Raw genomic sequence first — 16,894 nt, forward strand, 5'->3', positions numbered from 1 at the left:
GTGTCACCCTATTTAGGAAGCCAGGAAAAACTCGACGGGCAAGGGGCGTTTCAGCACGATCGCAAACAACCCGTATAACAGGATGATGAAGCCCACCGTAATACCCAGAACCACGCTGGGACGCCTTTCACCGAGTACCAGCGCCAGTAGTATGATGAACAGGGTGCTAGTGGTGTAGAAACCCACTGTTGGCATGGCCAAGTAATAGATCAGGCAACAGGCGACTGTTGCCATAAACCGTCCAGGGTGATCGATTAAGGCGACAGCGCTGCTGCTCGACTCAGTTGTCCTCAATCTCTGCATAACGCCCTTAAAGATCAGAGGAAGTGAAAAAAGGCATATCAGAATGCCAACACCCATGGGGACGTAAGCGGCGCCGGCATCAAAGCCATTCCCCACCCAGACGACTGAACAGCCGAGGATGAGGAAGGCGATGCCAGAGATAATATCTCTGAAGTTCATGAGCAAATTACCGTCCAGTCAGCATGGATTAGTTTTTCTTAAGCCCAAGCTTGTCGAGTGTCTCGCCAATCGCTTCGGTTTCCTGCTGCAGACGCTCGCGGAGCGCCTCACCCCGTACAAGGTTGAGTGTTTCACCTTGAGCAGCCAGGAACGCTTGGAACTCGGGATGCTCTACAGCGCTAGCAACGGCATCGGCGATGACGTTAACGCGCTGTTCCTCCATACCCTCTGGTGCCAGCATCATGCGCCACAGCACGGTTTCCAGCTCAGGATGCCCCAGTGCTGCAAGGCCTGATGCTTGGGGGAGAGCCTCGTTATCGTCGGCGGATGTCACAAGCAGACACTTCGCCTTACCTTCTTCTACATAGGGAAGTACCGGCGTGATGGAGCCACCGTAGATGTCAACGTGGCCTCCAAGGAAGTTTTGGAGTGTCTCACCGGCGCCGCTGAACGGAATGGGACGTGCTTCAATGTCCGTGGCTTCGAAAATACGTTCTGCCGCCAAACGCATGGTTCCCCCAACACCGTCATTACCATAGGCGTACTGGCCGGGGTTGCTTTGTAGTTCGGCAATGAATTCCTCACCCGTTTCAGCGGGGAAATCCGGCGCTACACACATGGTGTAAGCGCTCTGTGAAGTGCTGATAATGGGAGTTAATGTCTCATACGAGTATTGAACACGCTGCATGTGCGGCACAGTGGTGATAGGGCTATTCCAGGTAGAGAGTAGTGTGTAGCCATCCGGCTTAGCCCGAGCAATCTGGTTCACCCCAATAGCACCACCTCCTCCAGCGACATTCAGCACGGCCAAGGACTCTCCCAATTCCTCCTGAAGGTATTGGTTGAGCATGCGGGCAACGTTGTCAGTGCCGCCGCCAGCAGGTGCCGGTACGATGATTTCAATGGGACGGTTCGGGTAGTCATCAGCCATGATCGGCATGGCAGTCAATGCTGACAATGCAACAACAGATGTAAGCTGTAATCTTTTCATTGTTAGATACCTTTTTAGGTAATGAAGCGAGTTAATGGATGTATCAGGAGCGCTGTCATGCGGGTTGATCGCCGAGCGTGACACGGTAACGGAAGCGCTCAGGCCGTCCGTGTACGCGGCGAAACTCGATGACTCTTCCTGCGGGATTGCGGGCAATGCGCTGGATGACCGCGACCGGTGCGTCTGGTGTTAGCTCCAATTGCTTGGCGCTGGTCTCGGTAGCAATGCCAAACGAAAGCTCGTCGGTGGCCGACGAGATTAGAATCCCGAATTTTTCGAGAAATACGGGATATAACAAAGGGCCCGTCGCTTTCAGATTTAGTGACAAGAGCTCTTCGAAATCGGGCAGGCGTAGGTAAATTTCTTCAAACAGCAGCGGCTCGCCTGACCAGAGGCGAACACGTTCCAGTTTTACGCATTGGCTGACTGGGTCCTCGCCAAAGGCTTTCTGTGCCTCTGGGGGAAGGGGGACTTTCTGGCAGCTAAGAATTCGGCTTTCTGGTATGACGGGGATATCGGGGTCGTCCACGTCATGCACGTGGAAGAAGCGAAACAGATCGGCTCGGAACGCAGGTTGCTTAACGAAGGTACCAGTGCCTCGCCGACGATCCAGCAGCCCCTCATCGACAAGCTGCTTCATTGCCATCCGCATGGTGGCCAAAGCAACGCCATACTCTTCGGCTAAACGGTTCTCCGAGGGGATCATGTCGCCAGGTTTCCACTCCCCATTGGCAATCCTTGACCCTAATTGATCGCGGAGTTTGGCATACAGAGGTAATCTTCCGTCCGTATCAGTAGTGAATCTGGATTGCATAGGGTCACCCAATGGTTATCGTTGATTTCTTGAGGTCATTGAAGACCCGTGTATACTTCCAGTCAACCAGTTCTCTAGAGAACTAGACTTATGTATAACAAGCTAGCCGATGAGAAATCTCCAGGGATAACGTTATGAGGTGCCAAAAGTGAAAGCAGGTTTTGATTGTCATGCTCATGTTTACGGGCCTGTGAACAATGTCCAAGCCTCTAACTACAGCCCCTCACGTCCTGCGTCGCTTGCGGACTGGCAAGAGAATCTCGCCAGTTGCCAATTAAGTGGCGGCGTATTGGTCCAGCCGAGCTTTCTGGGTAATGACAATCGGCAACTGCTTGAAATTCTTGCCAAGCTTGATCATTCATATCGCGGTGTCGTTCAGCTAGCCAAGGAGACAACCCTTGAGGAAATAGCCGCTCTTGATGCTGTTGGTATTGTGGGGGTGAGATGGAATCTCATTGAGGGGCGAAGCGCATTGCCAAACCTCCAGGATCCTCAATGGATAGATTTTCTGGATCATCTGAAAACCATGGAGTGGCATCTTGAGCTACACCTGGAAGGAAATCGGCTGCCTGAAATTTTTCCAGCGTTACATGAGCATGGCGTGAAGTTAGTCATCGATCATATTGGACTGCCTGTCGAAGCCGTCCCTAGGCAAGATCCCGGGTGTCGTCTGCTGCTTGAGGCCGGGCAGGCAGAACGTACCTGGGTGAAGCTCTCGGCTCCCTATCGTTCACCGGTGGCCGATCTAAAGCCGCATGTTCAAGCGCTGTTACATCATCTTGGGCGCGATAAATTGGTGTGGGGCAGCGATTGGCCGTGGACACGCCATGAGGATAAGCATACTTACCGCGATACTTACGGTTGGCTCAATCACTGGATTAGCGATGCTGATGATCGCCAACATATTCTTGCTACGACCCCCCGTTCCTTGTTTCGACTGGATGTTTTATAGATGAGGTATAGCAAATGCTAATAAAATCGAATGAGGGGATGTTCACAGCCTCGGCGTTGTCGGTGACTCGTGTCTCCTGGGATTCGGCGTGATGGCGAGGGATGAGTCCCTCGGTGGCCACCGCCTCGAGCCGCTATGAAAAAGCGCATCGGTGATACGGGCCACCGATGCGCTGACGGGGTGAGCTTTCTCTCAGACGTCAGTCCTCGTCGCCAAGGCGAATGGCGACAAAGTAGGCGCGGCCTTCGCGATTGAGCAGCACAGGCAGCGTTTGATCGCCAGACAGATTGGTCAGCATTTCCTTCAACTGGCCCGGGCTCTCAATCGGCTGCTGGCCGATGCTGACCAGCACATCGCCGGGGCGAATGCCAGCGGCAGCGGCGCGTCCGGTCGGGTCGACCCTGACGATGCGTACCCCATGTTCGATGCCGAGCTGACGTTTCTCCATGTCGTTCAACGGCTGGACCGCGATGCCGAGTCGAAGCGGATCGCCGTCTGATTGATGAGGACCGGCATTCGGCCACTCGCCAACCTCTACCGTGACGGTCTCATTCTGGCCGTCGCGCAATATGGAGAGCTCGACCTCTTCGCCGGGTGTCGTCTTACCGACCAGGCGCGGCAGCGTGGTGGAGTGGTCCACCTCCTGGCCGTTGACTTCCAGGATGACGTCGCCTGCCTGAAGGCCACTGTCCGCCGCTGGGCCGCTGGGTTCGAGTTCGGCGATCAAGGCGCCTTCGGCCTGTTCCATACCGAAGGATTCAGCCAGGTCTTTGGACACCGGCTGGATGCTGACGCCGAGCCAGCCGCGACTCACATAACCGTCTTCACGCAATTGTGTGGCAACATCCATCGCCACATCGATGGGGATGGCGAAGGAAAGGCCCATGTAACCACCACTGCGGGTGATGATCTGGGAGTTGATGCCCACGACTTCGCCATCCAGGTTGAACAGAGGCCCGCCCGAGTTGCCAGGGTTGATCGCGACATCGGTCTGGATGAAGGGGACATAGACATCCTGAGGCAGGGTGCGGTTGATGGCGCTGATGATGCCGGAGGTCACAGAGTGATCAAAGCCAAAGGGCGAGCCGATGGCGGCGACCCACTGGCCGACCTTGAGGTCGTGGGACTCGCCCGTCTCCAGAGTGGGCAGGTCGTCGGCTTCGACCTTGAGGACCGCCACGTCGGTCTTCTCATCGGCTCCGATCAATTCTGCCTCAAGCTCGCGGCGGTCGTTGAGGCGGACCAGAATTCTGTCGGCATCCTTGACGACATGGGCGTTGGTCATGATGTAGCCGTCTTCATCGAAGATAAAACCCGACCCCAGTGACCGACGCGGCTCGTTATCATGACGGGGTGCGCCGCCAGGCGGCATCGGAAAACGGTCGCCAAAGAAGTGGCGAAAGATCTCCGGGATCTCCTCTCCGCCGAATTGCCGGGAGGAGGTCATTGCCCTGTCGACATCGCGAGTGGTCGAGATGTTGACCACGGCAGGCGCGGCCGTGTCGACCAACTCCGTAAAGTCTGGCAGCCGTGGTTCGGCGAGCGCTGGCGTTGCCAACATCAGCAATAGCGTTAAGCTTATCAGCCAAGAGGGTGAATGGAGCTTGGGCATCACGATTGACTCCTGTCTTTCGAGTGCATGTAACATGACAGCATTTTTATTACAGCAGTCACTTTACAAAGTTCCGTACGCTTTCTGAGCGGGGCTCCTATCCGTCAGTCTCTATAAGCGATGAATCCTGCTAGGGCGTGCTGATCACCGTCACCGCATTGTCATGATGATTTTCTCATCATGTTGATGTGATGAGCGGCCCGTTGAAAAAGCCTTCGATTAGCCACCAACTACTGCCGATAATGGCTGTGGAGACCACACCGGCTATCAGGGCAAGGCCGAGTCCCGCGACGACAGCGATGCCATCGCGCTGGGCGAGGCCTAACGACAAAATCAGTACTGCCAAGCCGGGCAGCGTATTACCGAATGGAATCGGGAGCGCTATCAACACGGCCATGATGAAAATGACGACGCCGATGCTACGAATCGCCAGCGGTGTGTTGAGGCACGCCAGGCGTGCGCTCAGGCGCCGTTCAAGCTTTTCGAGATGAGGCGTTGCCTTGCCCAGGACCCGCTCCAGCTGCTCAATTCCGATACGCAGTTGGGCAATACGCGAGGGCAGCCGGATACGCTTGGCGCCGACAGCCATCTGCATGCCAATGAAGGCTAGCGCTGTCCCAAACACCATGCCAGCGGGAATACCAGGCGTGGGCACAATCGCAGGGATCGCGAAAAGCATTAATACCAAAGGAGTCGCACGCTCATCGAGAGCGTCAAGAATGTCACTTAGGGATGGGCGTTGATTTTTCAAGCTACCAGGAAGAGCACGCAATACATCGGCCAGGCTCATCTCTTATGCATCCCTCATCCACGTCGTTAGAAGTTCGACGAGTGGAATATATATAGATGGGCGGTAAATAGATATCCATCTCTTCCCATTTTTTGCTACCGCTATGGTCAAGTCTGCGTTGTTTGACAAAAGCCACTGCTATTTCGACAGGCTCATGTGTCATAAGTCCGGGTCAGTTAAGCCATTAAGTCGTCGGGACTCGCACGCTTAATCAGCATGTGACTTACGTCGTGCTTCGATCACGTAGCGGTAAACACGTAGCACTGCTGTGGCAAACTGCTCGATACGGTGTTCGGCGGCACAGTGCGAGGCTTGCTCGCTCATGCGTGCTTTTAATGTATCGTCGCTGAGCAGGGTGTCGATACGGTCGCACCAAGCCTGAGGATCGGGGGTGGTTTTGTAGCCGTTAACCCCGTGCTGAACGATATCCTCGATGCCGCTGGAGCGAATCACTACAACCGGTAGTCCCGCCGCCATGGCTTCGAGTACCACCATGCCTTGCGTTTCCGAGCGGGAAGCAAAGACAAAAAGCTCGGCCAGGTGGCAGTAGTTAGCCACTTCGTCTGGAGGGACGGCGCCAACCAGTGTGACGTGCTTGCCAAGGCCTAACGCTTCGATACGTGCCTGCAATCGCTCGTGGTCATGCCCCTCGCCAAGCAGCAGCAAGTGAAAGTTGTGTTCACTGCTATCGCGTAAAAGCGCTAAACCATCGAGCATAAAGTCGATGTTCTTTTCTTTGCTCAGGCGTGAAATTGACACCAGCACGCGTTTGCCTTCAAGCCGGTAGCGTTGGCGGAGCGTGTCGAGCATGGCACTGTCAGCGGTGGCAAAACGCGCGTATTCGATACCCGTCGGCTGGACAAAGATGGGTTGTTTGACGCCGATAATCCGCATGTACTCCTCGGCGGAGCTGGTGGGAACAATGACCGCATCGCAGCCGTTGGCAAAGCGCTTCACCAGGGCATGGGAAATCAAATTGCGAAACAACGGCCCTGGTAGTGGCACATAGTGAGCGTAGTGCTCCAAGCGTGTGTGGTAGGTGTAAACCACTGGCACTCTCAATAACCGGCCCAACAGCTGACCGGCGCGGCCGATCCAGAACGGGTGGTGAACGTGAATCACCTGCGGAGCAAAGGCGCGCACACGCTTGACCAAACGCCAAGAGAAAATGTTAGCCAGTCGAAACTCTTTGTGGCGGCCCATTGGCAAAAGCGAGGACAGGCGCAGTATATCGGCTTCCTCGTCGGAAGGCTGATGGGGGTAGCCCGGTGCGACGACCAAGACGCTATTATGAAGCCCTTTCAAACCGCGTTTTAAGCGCTCAACAGATATCGGTACGCCACCGATAAATGGCAGGTAGTTATTGGTGAACATGGCCACGTGAAGTGGCTTATTACCACCGGCATCCGGGTCAATATCAAAATCTGGGTAGTAATCCTGCTCGGTGAAAATCCGCTTGTATAACCAGAGCGCGATGGCAATAAACGTGGAAACGATCAGGATGAAGTTCAGGTAGCCAACGTAAAACAGTGAGTAGATAAAAAACCACAAACTTTCCAGCGTGCGCCAGATCGGGTGCTGGCCGATATCCAGGCGCCGTTCGCTAATCTGGATGTCATCACCGTCAACGCTGACGGAGACAAAGTGGTGGTAGCTTTGGTCATCATTGAGCACCAATCCGCCAGCCCCGCCGGTGGTGATGTAAGTGGTGCCCCCATGTTGCTGGCGGTCAAACAGCGGCGCCTGTGAAGAGAACACTGCATCCACGCCGGCTTGCTCGATCTGGCGGGTCAACCCTTGGCGTGCGGGGTTCTCAAGGTGATAGTCGTCATCATCGTCTAGGCCGAAAAGCCCTGCGTGGTCCACCGGGTAGAGTGGGTGGGCGCTGAACAGAAACTGGTTGGGTTCGCGCTGTGCGGCGAGCACTTCATCAAGCCACCGCATTTGCCAGCCAAAATCGGTGGTGCCGGTGCTGTCAAGAAAGGTAAAGCGGCTTTTTCCTGCGGCAAAACTGAAGTGATAGGGGCCGAAGTGGTCGTAAAAGCGAAAGCCACCGAGTCGGCTTTCCTCGTGGGGGCCGAAGGTTAGCAGGTATGGCATATCCAAATAACTGAGAGTGCCAAACAGTGCGCGGTATTTGTCTTCGCCACCGCTGGCGACAGCATTGCCAGCCGAGATGATAAAGTCATAGCCCTCGCGATTGAGGCGAGGGATAATTTTGCGCTCAAAAATGCCCACCGAGTTGTTAATGTTGCCCAGCACGGCAAAACGGTACGTCTCACGTTCGGTAAGCATCGACTCAATGGCGTTGACCTGATCGGCGTGAGCGCTGGCAAAGTCCTGCTCAAAAAAATTCAGGTAAGCTTTGTAACCCAGCAGTGCAGCAATAAGGGCAAGGTTGAGATAGAAAAACCACGAAATGAGTCGCTGGCGGGGCACTCGTTGTGTCTCCTGGCTGGGTGGGTAACAGGGGCGATAAGCTGACACAAACGTGCCCGCGCGTCGACAACCCAATTTTTTACCATGTTTGCAATCGAATTTGGGGAGAAAAAGCGGATGGTGCGTCCCGTCACAATAGTGCTGAGTGTTCTAGCATTGCTGCTTGCACTCGGTGGGTTATGGCAATGGCTGACGGTCAATGACGTTGTGACAGTCAATGGCCTCCGTGCGTGGGTAGCCGCATCCCCTCAGTGGCGAGATTCTTCTTGGGTGTTTGTGCTGGTGACGATCGTCTATGTGATCGCCCTTTTGGTGATGTTTCCACTGAGTATCCTGGTGGCCGTCACCGGTTTGATATTCGGTCCGGTATGGGGGTTTGTTTATGCGACGATGGGGACGCTGGCGTCGTCGGTAGTGTCGTATGCTGTAGGGCATCGCCTGGGACGCGAGGCGTTGATGAACCATGGCGGCAAACACATGAAGGGGCTTTCGCACTACCTGTCCCGTCGTGGCATCCGTGCAATGACGTTGATTAACCTGCTCCCATTGGCACCTTTTACCCTTACCAATATGATGGCGGGTGCGTTTCACATCAAGTTTCGCGATTACATGGTCGGTTCAACCCTTGGCATTGTGCCTGGGCTCGCAGCCGTCACCCTGCTGGGCAGCCAGTTGGGTGCGCTTGTGACGGCCAGTGACCCGCGCGATGTCATGCTGTCGCTGGCCGGTCTGGGGCTTGGCATCTTGCTGCTATTTGCGTTGCGCTACTACTCCCGGCGAAAATCACGCACGCGCTAGCGGCTTGCTGTTACACAGTCGACAATAACTAGTGCCGCTTCAGCCGTCGCCAAGTGAATCCTCGCCGTCACGCCAGATCAATAGCGAGCGCTATTCATGATAGAGATACCGGCATCTGACGGGCTGGTTACAAACAGTGCCATTCACAACGATTGAGGAAACGTCGTGATCCTACCGATTCTGGCCATCATCCTGGGTTTTATACTGCTCCTGTGGAGTGCTGACCGCTTCATTGATGGCGCCTCTGCGGTGGCTGGGCACATCGGGTTACCGTCGTTGGTGATCGGCATGGTCATCGTCGGGTTCGGTACTTCGGCGCCCGAGATCGTCGTGTCCATCATGGCGGCCCTGGAGGGAAATCCCGAGCTGGCCCTCGGCAATGCGCTGGGATCCAATATCTACAATGTTGGCCTGATTATCGGAGTGACGGCGCTGATCGTGCCGATTGCGGTGCATTCGACGATTATCCGCCGCGAGTTACCGCTGCTGTTGCTGTTTGGCGCCGTGGCTGGGGCATTTTTCTGGAATGACCAACTGGGTCGGCTGGAGTCCGTGTTGCTACTGATGGGGTTCTTCGGCCTGATGGCCTGGACGACCTGGACAGCACTGCGTGGCAAGGGTGACCCATTAGCCTCGGAGACTGAACAGGAACTTTCATCGCCTGCCATGACGCTTGGCCGGGCCATCCTGTGGCTCCTGGTTGGCCTGGCGCTGCTGCTGGTGAGCTCGCGGATGCTGGTCTGGGGTGCCGTCTCTGTGGCGAGTGCCCTGGGCGTCAGTGACCTCATCATCGGATTAACGATCGTGGCGCTGGGTACCTCGCTCCCGGAGTTGGCATCGTCGATCGCCGCGGTGCGCAAGGGGGAGCACGATATTGCCATTGGCAACGTCGTGGGTTCCTGCATGTTCAACCTATTAGCGGTGGTGGGCATCGCGGGTGTTATCGCACCGATGGAGGCGCTTTCCGCCGAGGTCATGCGCCGAGACTGGCCGGTGATGATGGCTATGGTAGTGGGCCTGTTCATCATGGGGTTTGGGGTTCGCGGAAAGGGACGGATCAACCGTATCGAAGCGAGCCTGCTACTGCTGGGGTTAGTGGTCTACAACGGCTGGCTGGTAAGTGCTGTGCTGACAGTCTGACCGAGCCGAGTAGTGGCATGCCGTCGGGCGAATGACTGGGCGGCCAAGGGTGCCGTTTCTAGGCGTGCGATAAAGGCACTGTCGGTCAACTGAAAGCCTGGGGGTTGTACGTCAAATCACCACGCGGTTCAGCTCGACGGCCCTTCGTTACCAGGCACAAAACCGCCCAGCAGGCGTTCGATTTCCTTGGCAGGCATCGGACGGTAGAAGAAGAACCCCTGGACGAGGTCGCAATGCATTTCGAGAAGCAACGACAACTGTTCGGCGTTCTCGACGCCCTCGGCCACCACCTCCAACCCCAACCGGTGACCGATGAAGATGGCACCTTCCATGATGGCCCGATCCTTCGGCTGTGTGGGAGCGTCGTGGATGAAGGAGCGATCGATCTTCAGGGCGGTGACGGGAAAGTGCTTGAGATAGCTCAGGGAGGAATAACCGGTCCCGAAGTCGTCGATAGCAATGCGAATACCGCGATGATAAAGGCGCCGCAGGTCCTCGAGGACGGTCTCGTCGGCTTCGATCAGGACATTCTCGGTCAACTCGATGCCGATATCCCGCGGACCTAAGCCATGACGCTGCAGCGAGTCCTCGAAGCGCTTGAGGGCATCGGGGCGCACCAGTTGACGACCCGATACATTGATGTCGATGCGGTGCTCATGAAACCCCTTGGCACGCCATTCCACCTGCTGGCGGCAAGCCTCTTCGATGACCCATTCGCCCAGGCGATGGATCAAACCGGAACGCTCGGCCAGAGGGATGAACTCCCCAGGCGAGATCGTCGGGCCCTCGGCAGGCTCCCAGCGTATCAAGGCCTCGAGATTCTCTATTCGTCCACTAACCGCCGAGACCTGGGGCTGGTAGTGGAGGGAGAATTCACCGTTATCCAGGGCCTCCTCAAGTCGCGCCGAGAGATCGTGCTGGCGAACCAGCTCATCATGAAGTTTCTGTTGGAAGAAACGTACAGCACCCCGACCCTCCAGTTTGGCACGATTCTTGGCAACATCGGCATTACGGATCAATTCGCGTGACGATTCACCATTCTCGGGAAAGAGCGCCACGCCCAGGCAGGCCGTGACATGATGCTCCCGACCATCCAGGACGAAAGGTTCCCGAAAGACATTCTGGACATGACGCACGACCCGTCTGACATCGGGGTCCAAGTGGACGCCGGGAAAGGCCAGCACGAATTCATCGCTAGAGACACGTGACACCAGGTCAGTGACTCGCTGGCACTCTCTCAGTCGCCGAGTCAGCTCAACGAGCAGGCGATCCCCCTGATCATAGCCAAGGGCATCATTGATCTCGACGAAGTGATCAATGTCCAGGTAGATGGTTGCCAGGCCATTGCCCTGGCGTCGACTGGAATCCAACAGACTGTCCAGGTCGACCTCGAAGGTCTGGCGGTTGGGGAGATGGGTGAGCCTGTCGAAACGGGTGGCGAATTCCAGGTCACGGTGGGCGCGCTTTTGGTCGGAAAGATCGACATCCACGCAGAACATCAAGGGTGAGTCGGTATGCTCATTGAGCATCAGATGCTGCGAAAAGACCGATACCAGTTCACCGGTTTTGTGCTTGAGCTCGAGTTCACCGGCGGGTATGTCGACGCCTTCATTGATCCAGGCAGCATGCGCCTGGATCATTTCGTCACGCATGAAGGCAGGAATGATCAGATTTTCCAGTAACTGTCCCAGCGCTTCTTCAGCGGTATAGCCATAGAGACGAGTGCTACCCTCATTCCAGTAAATCACCCGCCGATCGCGATCATACCCCTGAACCGCCACCTTCGGCAGGCTCTCCAGCAGGGCGCGGAATCGCTGCTCACTCTCCAGATACTGGCGACGGACTAACTCGACTTCCTCCCGGCCGACATCATGCGAATCGATGCCATCCGTCGAAGGTGTCTTTGACATCTTCAACACGAGCGCACCGGAAAACTCCCTGCGGTTCTTCTTCAGGCGTTCCGGATCTCTGTGATGTCGGGAATCGCTGGCAGTCATGGGATCCACTTAAAGAAACAACACTGTCAAGAGCCATCATCATAATGGTAACGATAGGCACTTTGTTGTGATTATCCTACACCTATTGGCAGGAAAACCTACATATATACCTCATCAACGGTCTGGTACTGTTTTCAAAAAAATCACGCTTATTTAGTACATTTCTTTGACTTATCCTTGCAAATCTTTTCATTTTTCTCCTGTTGACCGCGATGTTTACACCGGCAACACCGGGCAATTCTGCCCAGTTAACAGGAGAGTACCAACATGAAACTCGATACCCTCAAGCACGGTTTCGACCCCACCTCCATGCCTGCCGATTCACTTGCCGATTATTGGAATCCGGGAGTGACCGAGGCACTGAGACAACAGGATTGGGCGAAAACCGATATTCGGGAGCGAATCGATCTGACCGCCTGGCAGGGATTTACCGCTGACCTGCCGCGCGATCCCTATGTCAATCAGCGATGGAAACGGATGTCATGGCTTGCCCTGAATGATCAGGGAGATGTCGAGGATATGGGCCAATGCCCCATGGCCCAGGGAGGGGCCTTCAACGACGCGGAAAGCATGGCGGATCGTCTGCGGTACTATGATCCGCTGACTCGGGAGTTCATGGGACGCCCCGATGTAAAGGCCTTCGTTCGCGCCTGGGCAAGGCTGTGGAGTATCGGTGCGCACGAACCCATTCTGATGCAGATCACCGGGGTTCGCGGAGAAGGCAACATCGACCCCCTTCAGGGACAGGGAATTCATGCCGATGGCTGCAAGGCTCTCAGCATTCTGGTCATCAATCGGGAAAACGTGGCGGGCGCTGAGAACCACCTCTACGCAGACAAGGCCGGCACGCAACCCTTGGTCGATATCACCATGGATCCGGGTGATATCCTTCATCTGCGCGATGATCGGCTATTCCACAGTGTCGACGGAATCGAACAGCTCGACAGCGAGGCACCCTTCGAGCGGTTCATCATCATCATCAACAGCCGCTTCGTGGACGACTTCCAGAACCGGATGTTGCGTCGCTACTTCCCGGAAGCGGTCCTCAATGAGAGCGAATGACACTCTCGGTAAATTCAAAGCCTAGCAACACCCACGCCCCCGGAATTCCGGGGGCGTCTTGGTTGTGCGCCAGGCATGACGCGCAACGCCTGGTGCGGCGTGTCCGCGAGTTACTCAAGTGTGGCAGAGGGCGCAACATCCGACGAGGATCTTTGGAAGACGCTAATTCCATAAGTGCGTACACTTGCAGAGGTTTATCAAAGTCTATGGGTGACTTTCTGGCCTTTCCGAACCGCCTATTTTAGGTTATTCGGGGTGGAGCCACCATCGATAAGGAAGGGCAATGCTGAAAACTTTGGAAGCTGGTTTACAGGCCTGGATGTTGCCGGGCATTTTGACGTTGCTTGCCGTCATAGCCAGTTACTTCCTCTACCGGCTGACACTAGCGGTGATCCGCCATTTTTCGAAACGGCGAACCGTCCCCCGGCTATTTCTGGATGCGGTTGACAAGGCGCTGGGCTTGGTTATCAGCCTGCTGGTACTCAGGGCTATGCTTGATGGCGCTCCGGATGGCCTGCTGCTCTTGAGTCCGTTGAAGCAGATAGCCACTTTGCTACTGATTCTGTCACTGACCTGGGCGGCCGTTCGTCTGACTTCCGTCATTGGTGACGTTATCGTGTTTCTGAATCCGGTATTGGAAGGACAGTGGAAACGGGCCCGCAAGGTAGAGACACAGACACGCTTCCTGGTCCGTTGCCTGAATGTCCTCGTTGTCATCGTGGGCTTTGGTGCCGCGCTGATGACCTTCGAACCGGTACAGAAAGTAGGCGCCAGTCTGCTGGCGTCTGCCGGTGTTGGCGGTATTGTCCTGGGTTTTGCTGCACGGCCGGTACTCAGTAACCTGTTATCGGGCATTCAGATTGCGCTCACCCAGCCGTTCCGCATTGATGATGTGCTGATTGTTGAGGGCGAGTGGTGTTGGGTCGAGGAAGTGACCGCAACCTATGTCGTCCTGCGGGTGTGGGATCAGCGTCGGCTTATCGTACCGTTACAGTGGTTTATCGAGAATCCTTTCCAGAACTGGTCGCGGAATACAGCGGATTTGCAGGGCGCGGTCTTTATCTGGGTGGATTACACCATGCCCATTGAGCCACTGCGCCAGGAGTTCTCGCGCTTGCTGGATACGATGAAGCAGTGGGATGGCAAGGTGGCGACGGTTCAGGTGACCGACTCCAATGAACAGGCGATACAGGTCCGCTTCCTTATGAGTGCACCTAACTCCAACCAGAATTGGGACCTGCGATGCTCGATTCGTGAAGGGCTGGTGACGTTCATACAGCAGCATTACCCCTCGCAACTACCCCGCCTTCGGGCGCGATTGGAGAATACTGCTCCGGAATTTGAGGGCGGCGCCAAACTGAATCGTTCAGGGCCTTCCGGAGGCTCCAAACCTTGAGTGAGTGTAGCTTGCCAGTCTCTCGGTTTACATGAAAAGCCAAGGTTCATCGCCAGCTACTCCTGTTGCTCCTCCATCACTTCCTCAAGCCATTCTATCCAGGTTTCGGTCAGGCGTTGGCCGAGCCGCAGTGTGTGCCAGGGGGCGCGCTGGCCAGGTGTTAACGCTTTTGGGTCGCTGAACCACTCATGTTCAATGTCGGCGTAGGTTGCCAGGCGCTCCTTGAGTTGCTCCTTGAGAGCGGCGAGTTCTTGGTGGCGGGCCTGCTCTGGCCAGTGCTCCCAGGCGAAGAACTTGGCAAACAACGGTTGGCGCACCGGGCTGGCGGCCAGGGGGTCGGCAAGCCAGCTGTCTAACGCTTGTCGGCCGGCATCGGTCAGTCGGTAGACTTTGCGGTCCGGGCGTTCGGCTTGAGGCATTGTCTCGCACGTCAGCAGGCCAGCACCGCGCATTCGGTCAAGTTCGCGGTAAAGCTGCTGGTGACTTGCCTGCCAAACATGGGACAGGCCCGTCTTGAAGCGCTGAAGGATATCGTAGCCGGTACCGGGCTCATGCTGCAGGGTGATTAATATAACGGCGCGTAGAGACATGAGGAGCCATGCGAAGCGGTTTCTTTATGCACATGGTTGCATAGCAAAAGTGTTGAAGCTAGTCTTATGCAACAAGTTGCATTTGAATAATTGCCAGATGACGGATATGGCCCTTGGAGGTTTTCATGGCGTTAACCTTGCATCTCTACGCTTCCTTTCTTGCCCTGTCGCTTGGGGCTATTTTACTGCTCTCGACCAAGGGAACGACACTCCACCGGTTAATGGGCAGCATTTGGGTGCTGGCCATGGCCCTTTCGGCATTGAGTTCCTTTTGGTTAGGTGGGGGCGTGCTTCCGGTAATCGGTCACCTTGGTCCGATTCATCTACTCGCTTTATGGATTCTCTTGGCCCTTATCTTTGCCGTTGTGGCTATCCTCACGGGAAGAGTGGAGCAACATCGTGGCTGGATGGTAGGTGCTTACCTGGGGCTGGTCGGCGCCTTTATCGGCACCTTGGCACCAGGGCGCTGGGTCGCCGTTCAGCTAGGTATGTGGTGACTCTTGTCAGCCCGCCACAGAGCTCATTTGTCGTCGCTAGCGGCCAGTGGCAAACGCATTGAAACGCCGAATAAATGCGGTGGTGTTGAAATGGATAAATCCAGCGTTGCCGGGGTTGATGGTGTTGAATGTTTTTTAGCTGCCGCACTGCTGAAAAATGCATCCCATTGACTAAGTATGCCAGGATTACCCCTGATCTTAGCCAGCGATAGCTTGCACCTTGCTAGGCGTAGGTGTGCACTAGTGGGTATTTAGGGGGTTATCAATGCACCTTGAAATGTGGTTTATCTATCTCGCCAGTTGTGTGGGCTTGTCGCTCTCGCCCGGTCCCAACGGGCTTCTCGCGCTTACGCACGGAGTGCTTCACGGAAGCCGCAAGACGCTGTTCACTATTTCAGGCGGCGCGATAGGGTTTGTCATCGTGATAGCCCTCTGCATGTTTGGCATTGGGGCGCTGATCAAGTCTTCCGTCATGTGGCTTTCCGTGCTCAAGTGGGTAGGGGGTGCCTATCTCATCTGGCTTGGCATTCAGGTATGGCGCTCACCGCCGATTTCCACGACGGCTGATGCTGACGAAAGGGTGACCAGCGGTTGGTCGCTTTTCCGCCAAGGGGCGCTTGCCTCGATAACAAATCCCAAAGTGCTGCTGTTCTTTAGCGCCTTCTTGCCGCAGTTTCTTGACCCGCAAAATAGCTTGGTGCATCAGTTTGTCATCATGGCCGCGACCTTCGTGATGACGGAGTTTTTGGCGGAATTCATCCTTGCAAGCGCCGCTAGCCGTATCCGGCACTGGTTAGAGCGTGCCGGGCGTGGGTTTAATCGTGTTTGCGGAGGTCTTTTCATGACAATTGGCGCAGCGCTGCCATTGCGGGCCTGAAGCGTCTATGGAATGAATCGTGATATCTGAAGAGTGGCTACTGCTGTTACTCGCAGACGCTATCCTGATACTCCACGTACTATTTGTAGCCTTCGTGGTATTGGGTCTGTTGGCTATTTACGCAGGGTACTTCCTGGCGTGGCAGTGGGTGCGTCATCGCGTTTTTCGTATCGTGCACTTATGCGCCACCGGCTACGTCGTGGGGCAAGCTTGGCTGGGAATGATCTGCCCGCTGACGACCTGGGAGATGGCGCTCAGAGCCGAGGCAGGGGCGGCCACCTATGCCGGGTCTTTTATTCAGCATTGGCTGCATAGCCTGCTTTACTACAGCGCCCCGGACTGGGTGTTTGGCATCGTTTACAGCGTATTTGGCGGCTTGGTGCTGACAAGCTGGTGGGTGGTCAAGCCGGGTAAACGAATTCACTAGCATAGGGGTGTGTACTAGGCTTTGTGAATCATGTCGCAATAAGGAGGCAC

At 55.7% G+C, this 16,894-nt stretch carries 17 protein-coding genes; 9 read left to right on the forward strand and 8 right to left on the reverse strand.

Features of this window, described 5'->3' with window-relative positions:
* Nucleotides 1-12: 12 nt before the first annotated feature.
* From ADS46_RS11220 to ADS46_RS11230, 3 genes are all read right to left on the reverse strand, one after another.
* Nucleotides 13-462 carry a tripartite tricarboxylate transporter TctB family protein gene (locus ADS46_RS11220; RefSeq protein ID WP_234346816.1) on the reverse strand — a complete coding sequence of 150 codons (450 nt, stop codon included), beginning with the start codon at nt 460-462 and terminating at the stop codon, nt 13-15.
* A 28-nt stretch (nt 463-490) separates the two neighbouring features.
* On the reverse strand, nt 491-1,402 hold the full coding sequence (locus ADS46_RS11225) for a Bug family tripartite tricarboxylate transporter substrate binding protein (protein ID WP_156524505.1): 912 nt from the start codon (nt 1,400-1,402) through the stop codon (nt 491-493).
* A 106-nt stretch (nt 1,403-1,508) separates the two neighbouring features.
* Nucleotides 1,509-2,267, reverse strand: a complete 759-nt coding sequence (locus ADS46_RS11230; protein ID WP_066320148.1) for a GntR family transcriptional regulator — start codon at nt 2,265-2,267, stop codon at nt 1,509-1,511.
* 148 nt (nt 2,268-2,415) lie between these two features.
* Between ADS46_RS11230 and ADS46_RS11235 the strand changes: the two genes are divergently transcribed.
* Nucleotides 2,416-3,219, forward strand: a complete 804-nt coding sequence (locus ADS46_RS11235) for an amidohydrolase family protein (RefSeq protein WP_066320151.1) — start codon at nt 2,416-2,418, stop codon at nt 3,217-3,219.
* A 199-nt stretch (nt 3,220-3,418) separates the two neighbouring features.
* Here ADS46_RS11235 and ADS46_RS11240 read toward each other — a convergent pair whose 3' ends face one another.
* From ADS46_RS11240 to ADS46_RS11250, 3 genes are all read right to left on the reverse strand, one after another.
* Nucleotides 3,419-4,831, reverse strand: coding sequence for a DegQ family serine endoprotease (locus ADS46_RS11240; protein ID WP_066320153.1), 1,413 nt, complete (start codon nt 4,829-4,831; stop codon nt 3,419-3,421).
* Nucleotides 4,832-5,009: 178 nt separating this feature from the next.
* Nucleotides 5,010-5,621: an exopolysaccharide biosynthesis protein gene (locus ADS46_RS11245; protein WP_066320155.1), complete on the reverse strand. Its 612-nt coding sequence runs from the start codon at nt 5,619-5,621 to the stop codon at nt 5,010-5,012.
* Between the two features lie 207 nt (nt 5,622-5,828).
* Nucleotides 5,829-8,060 carry a glycosyltransferase gene (locus tag ADS46_RS11250; protein ID WP_066320162.1) on the reverse strand — a complete coding sequence of 744 codons (2,232 nt, stop codon included), beginning with the start codon at nt 8,058-8,060 and terminating at the stop codon, nt 5,829-5,831.
* 117 nt (nt 8,061-8,177) lie between these two features.
* On the opposite strand from ADS46_RS11250, the gene ADS46_RS11255 reads away from it, so the two are divergent.
* A complete protein-coding gene (locus ADS46_RS11255) occupies nt 8,178-8,858 on the forward strand; it encodes a TVP38/TMEM64 family protein (RefSeq protein WP_066320164.1) in 681 nt (226 codons plus the stop codon).
* A gap of 165 nt (nt 8,859-9,023) precedes the next feature.
* Nucleotides 9,024-9,998 carry a calcium/sodium antiporter gene (locus ADS46_RS11260; RefSeq protein ID WP_066320166.1) on the forward strand — a complete coding sequence of 325 codons (975 nt, stop codon included), beginning with the start codon at nt 9,024-9,026 and terminating at the stop codon, nt 9,996-9,998.
* 128 nt (nt 9,999-10,126) lie between these two features.
* On the opposite strand, the gene ADS46_RS11265 is transcribed toward ADS46_RS11260, so the two are convergent.
* Nucleotides 10,127-11,908 (reverse strand): putative bifunctional diguanylate cyclase/phosphodiesterase, encoded by a 1,782-nt coding sequence (locus ADS46_RS11265; RefSeq protein ID WP_082926064.1) that lies wholly within the window; start codon nt 11,906-11,908, stop codon nt 10,127-10,129.
* Nucleotides 11,909-12,262: 354 nt separating this feature from the next.
* On the opposite strand from ADS46_RS11265, the gene ADS46_RS11270 reads away from it, so the two are divergent.
* Both ADS46_RS11270 and ADS46_RS11275 read left to right on the forward strand, forming a co-directional pair.
* On the forward strand, nt 12,263-13,057 hold the full coding sequence (locus ADS46_RS11270) for a 2OG-Fe dioxygenase family protein (RefSeq protein ID WP_066320168.1): 795 nt from the start codon (nt 12,263-12,265) through the stop codon (nt 13,055-13,057).
* A gap of 283 nt (nt 13,058-13,340) precedes the next feature.
* Nucleotides 13,341-14,453, forward strand: coding sequence for a mechanosensitive ion channel family protein (locus ADS46_RS11275; RefSeq protein ID WP_066320170.1), 1,113 nt, complete (start codon nt 13,341-13,343; stop codon nt 14,451-14,453).
* A gap of 56 nt (nt 14,454-14,509) precedes the next feature.
* On the opposite strand, the gene ADS46_RS11280 is transcribed toward ADS46_RS11275, so the two are convergent.
* The gene (locus ADS46_RS11280) at nt 14,510-15,043 is read right to left on the reverse strand and encodes a PadR family transcriptional regulator (RefSeq protein WP_066320177.1); all 534 of its coding nucleotides are present in this window, start codon (nt 15,041-15,043) and stop codon (nt 14,510-14,512) included.
* 125 nt (nt 15,044-15,168) lie between these two features.
* On the opposite strand from ADS46_RS11280, the gene ADS46_RS11285 reads away from it, so the two are divergent.
* The 4 genes from ADS46_RS11285 to ADS46_RS11295 all read left to right on the forward strand — a co-directional run bounded on the left by ADS46_RS11285 (nt 15,169) and on the right by ADS46_RS11295 (nt 16,844).
* Nucleotides 15,169-15,540, forward strand: a complete 372-nt coding sequence (locus ADS46_RS11285) for a DUF2306 domain-containing protein (RefSeq protein WP_066320179.1) — start codon at nt 15,169-15,171, stop codon at nt 15,538-15,540.
* 27 nt (nt 15,541-15,567) lie between these two features.
* Nucleotides 15,568-15,711, forward strand: a complete 144-nt coding sequence (locus tag ADS46_RS18760; protein ID WP_156524507.1) for a hypothetical protein — start codon at nt 15,568-15,570, stop codon at nt 15,709-15,711.
* A gap of 94 nt (nt 15,712-15,805) precedes the next feature.
* The gene (locus ADS46_RS11290; RefSeq protein ID WP_066320182.1) at nt 15,806-16,417 is read left to right on the forward strand and encodes a LysE family translocator; all 612 of its coding nucleotides are present in this window, start codon (nt 15,806-15,808) and stop codon (nt 16,415-16,417) included.
* 19 nt (nt 16,418-16,436) lie between these two features.
* A complete protein-coding gene (locus tag ADS46_RS11295; protein WP_420706130.1) occupies nt 16,437-16,844 on the forward strand; it encodes a DUF2784 domain-containing protein in 408 nt (135 codons plus the stop codon).
* Nucleotides 16,845-16,894 lie beyond the last annotated feature (50 nt).

The organism is Halomonas sp. G11 (genome assembly GCF_001663515.1).
Lineage (GTDB): Bacteria > Pseudomonadota > Gammaproteobacteria > Pseudomonadales > Halomonadaceae > Vreelandella.

Bases quoted from the DNA above. Each gene is read 5' to 3' on its own strand.
- ADS46_RS11275 (WP_066320170.1), top strand. From the start codon at position 13,341: ATGCTGAAAACTTTGGAAGCTGGTTTACAGGCCTGGATGTTGCCGGGC.
- ADS46_RS11240 (WP_066320153.1), bottom strand. From the start codon at position 4,831: ATGCCCAAGCTCCATTCACCCTCTTGGCTGATAAGCTTAACGCTATTG.
- ADS46_RS11255 (WP_066320164.1), top strand. From the start codon at position 8,178: ATGGTGCGTCCCGTCACAATAGTGCTGAGTGTTCTAGCATTGCTGCTT.
- ADS46_RS11280 (WP_066320177.1), bottom strand. From the start codon at position 15,043: ATGTCTCTACGCGCCGTTATATTAATCACCCTGCAGCATGAGCCCGGT.
- ADS46_RS11290 (WP_066320182.1), top strand. From the start codon at position 15,806: ATGCACCTTGAAATGTGGTTTATCTATCTCGCCAGTTGTGTGGGCTTG.
- ADS46_RS11270 (WP_066320168.1), top strand. From the start codon at position 12,263: ATGAAACTCGATACCCTCAAGCACGGTTTCGACCCCACCTCCATGCCT.
- ADS46_RS11230 (WP_066320148.1), bottom strand. From the start codon at position 2,267: ATGCAATCCAGATTCACTACTGATACGGACGGAAGATTACCTCTGTAT.
- ADS46_RS11220 (WP_234346816.1), bottom strand. From the start codon at position 462: ATGAACTTCAGAGATATTATCTCTGGCATCGCCTTCCTCATCCTCGGC.
- ADS46_RS11225 (WP_156524505.1), bottom strand. From the start codon at position 1,402: ATGCCGATCATGGCTGATGACTACCCGAACCGTCCCATTGAAATCATC.
- ADS46_RS11265 (WP_082926064.1), bottom strand. From the start codon at position 11,908: ATGTCAAAGACACCTTCGACGGATGGCATCGATTCGCATGATGTCGGC.
- ADS46_RS11245 (WP_066320155.1), bottom strand. From the start codon at position 5,621: ATGAGCCTGGCCGATGTATTGCGTGCTCTTCCTGGTAGCTTGAAAAAT.
- ADS46_RS11285 (WP_066320179.1), top strand. From the start codon at position 15,169: ATGGCGTTAACCTTGCATCTCTACGCTTCCTTTCTTGCCCTGTCGCTT.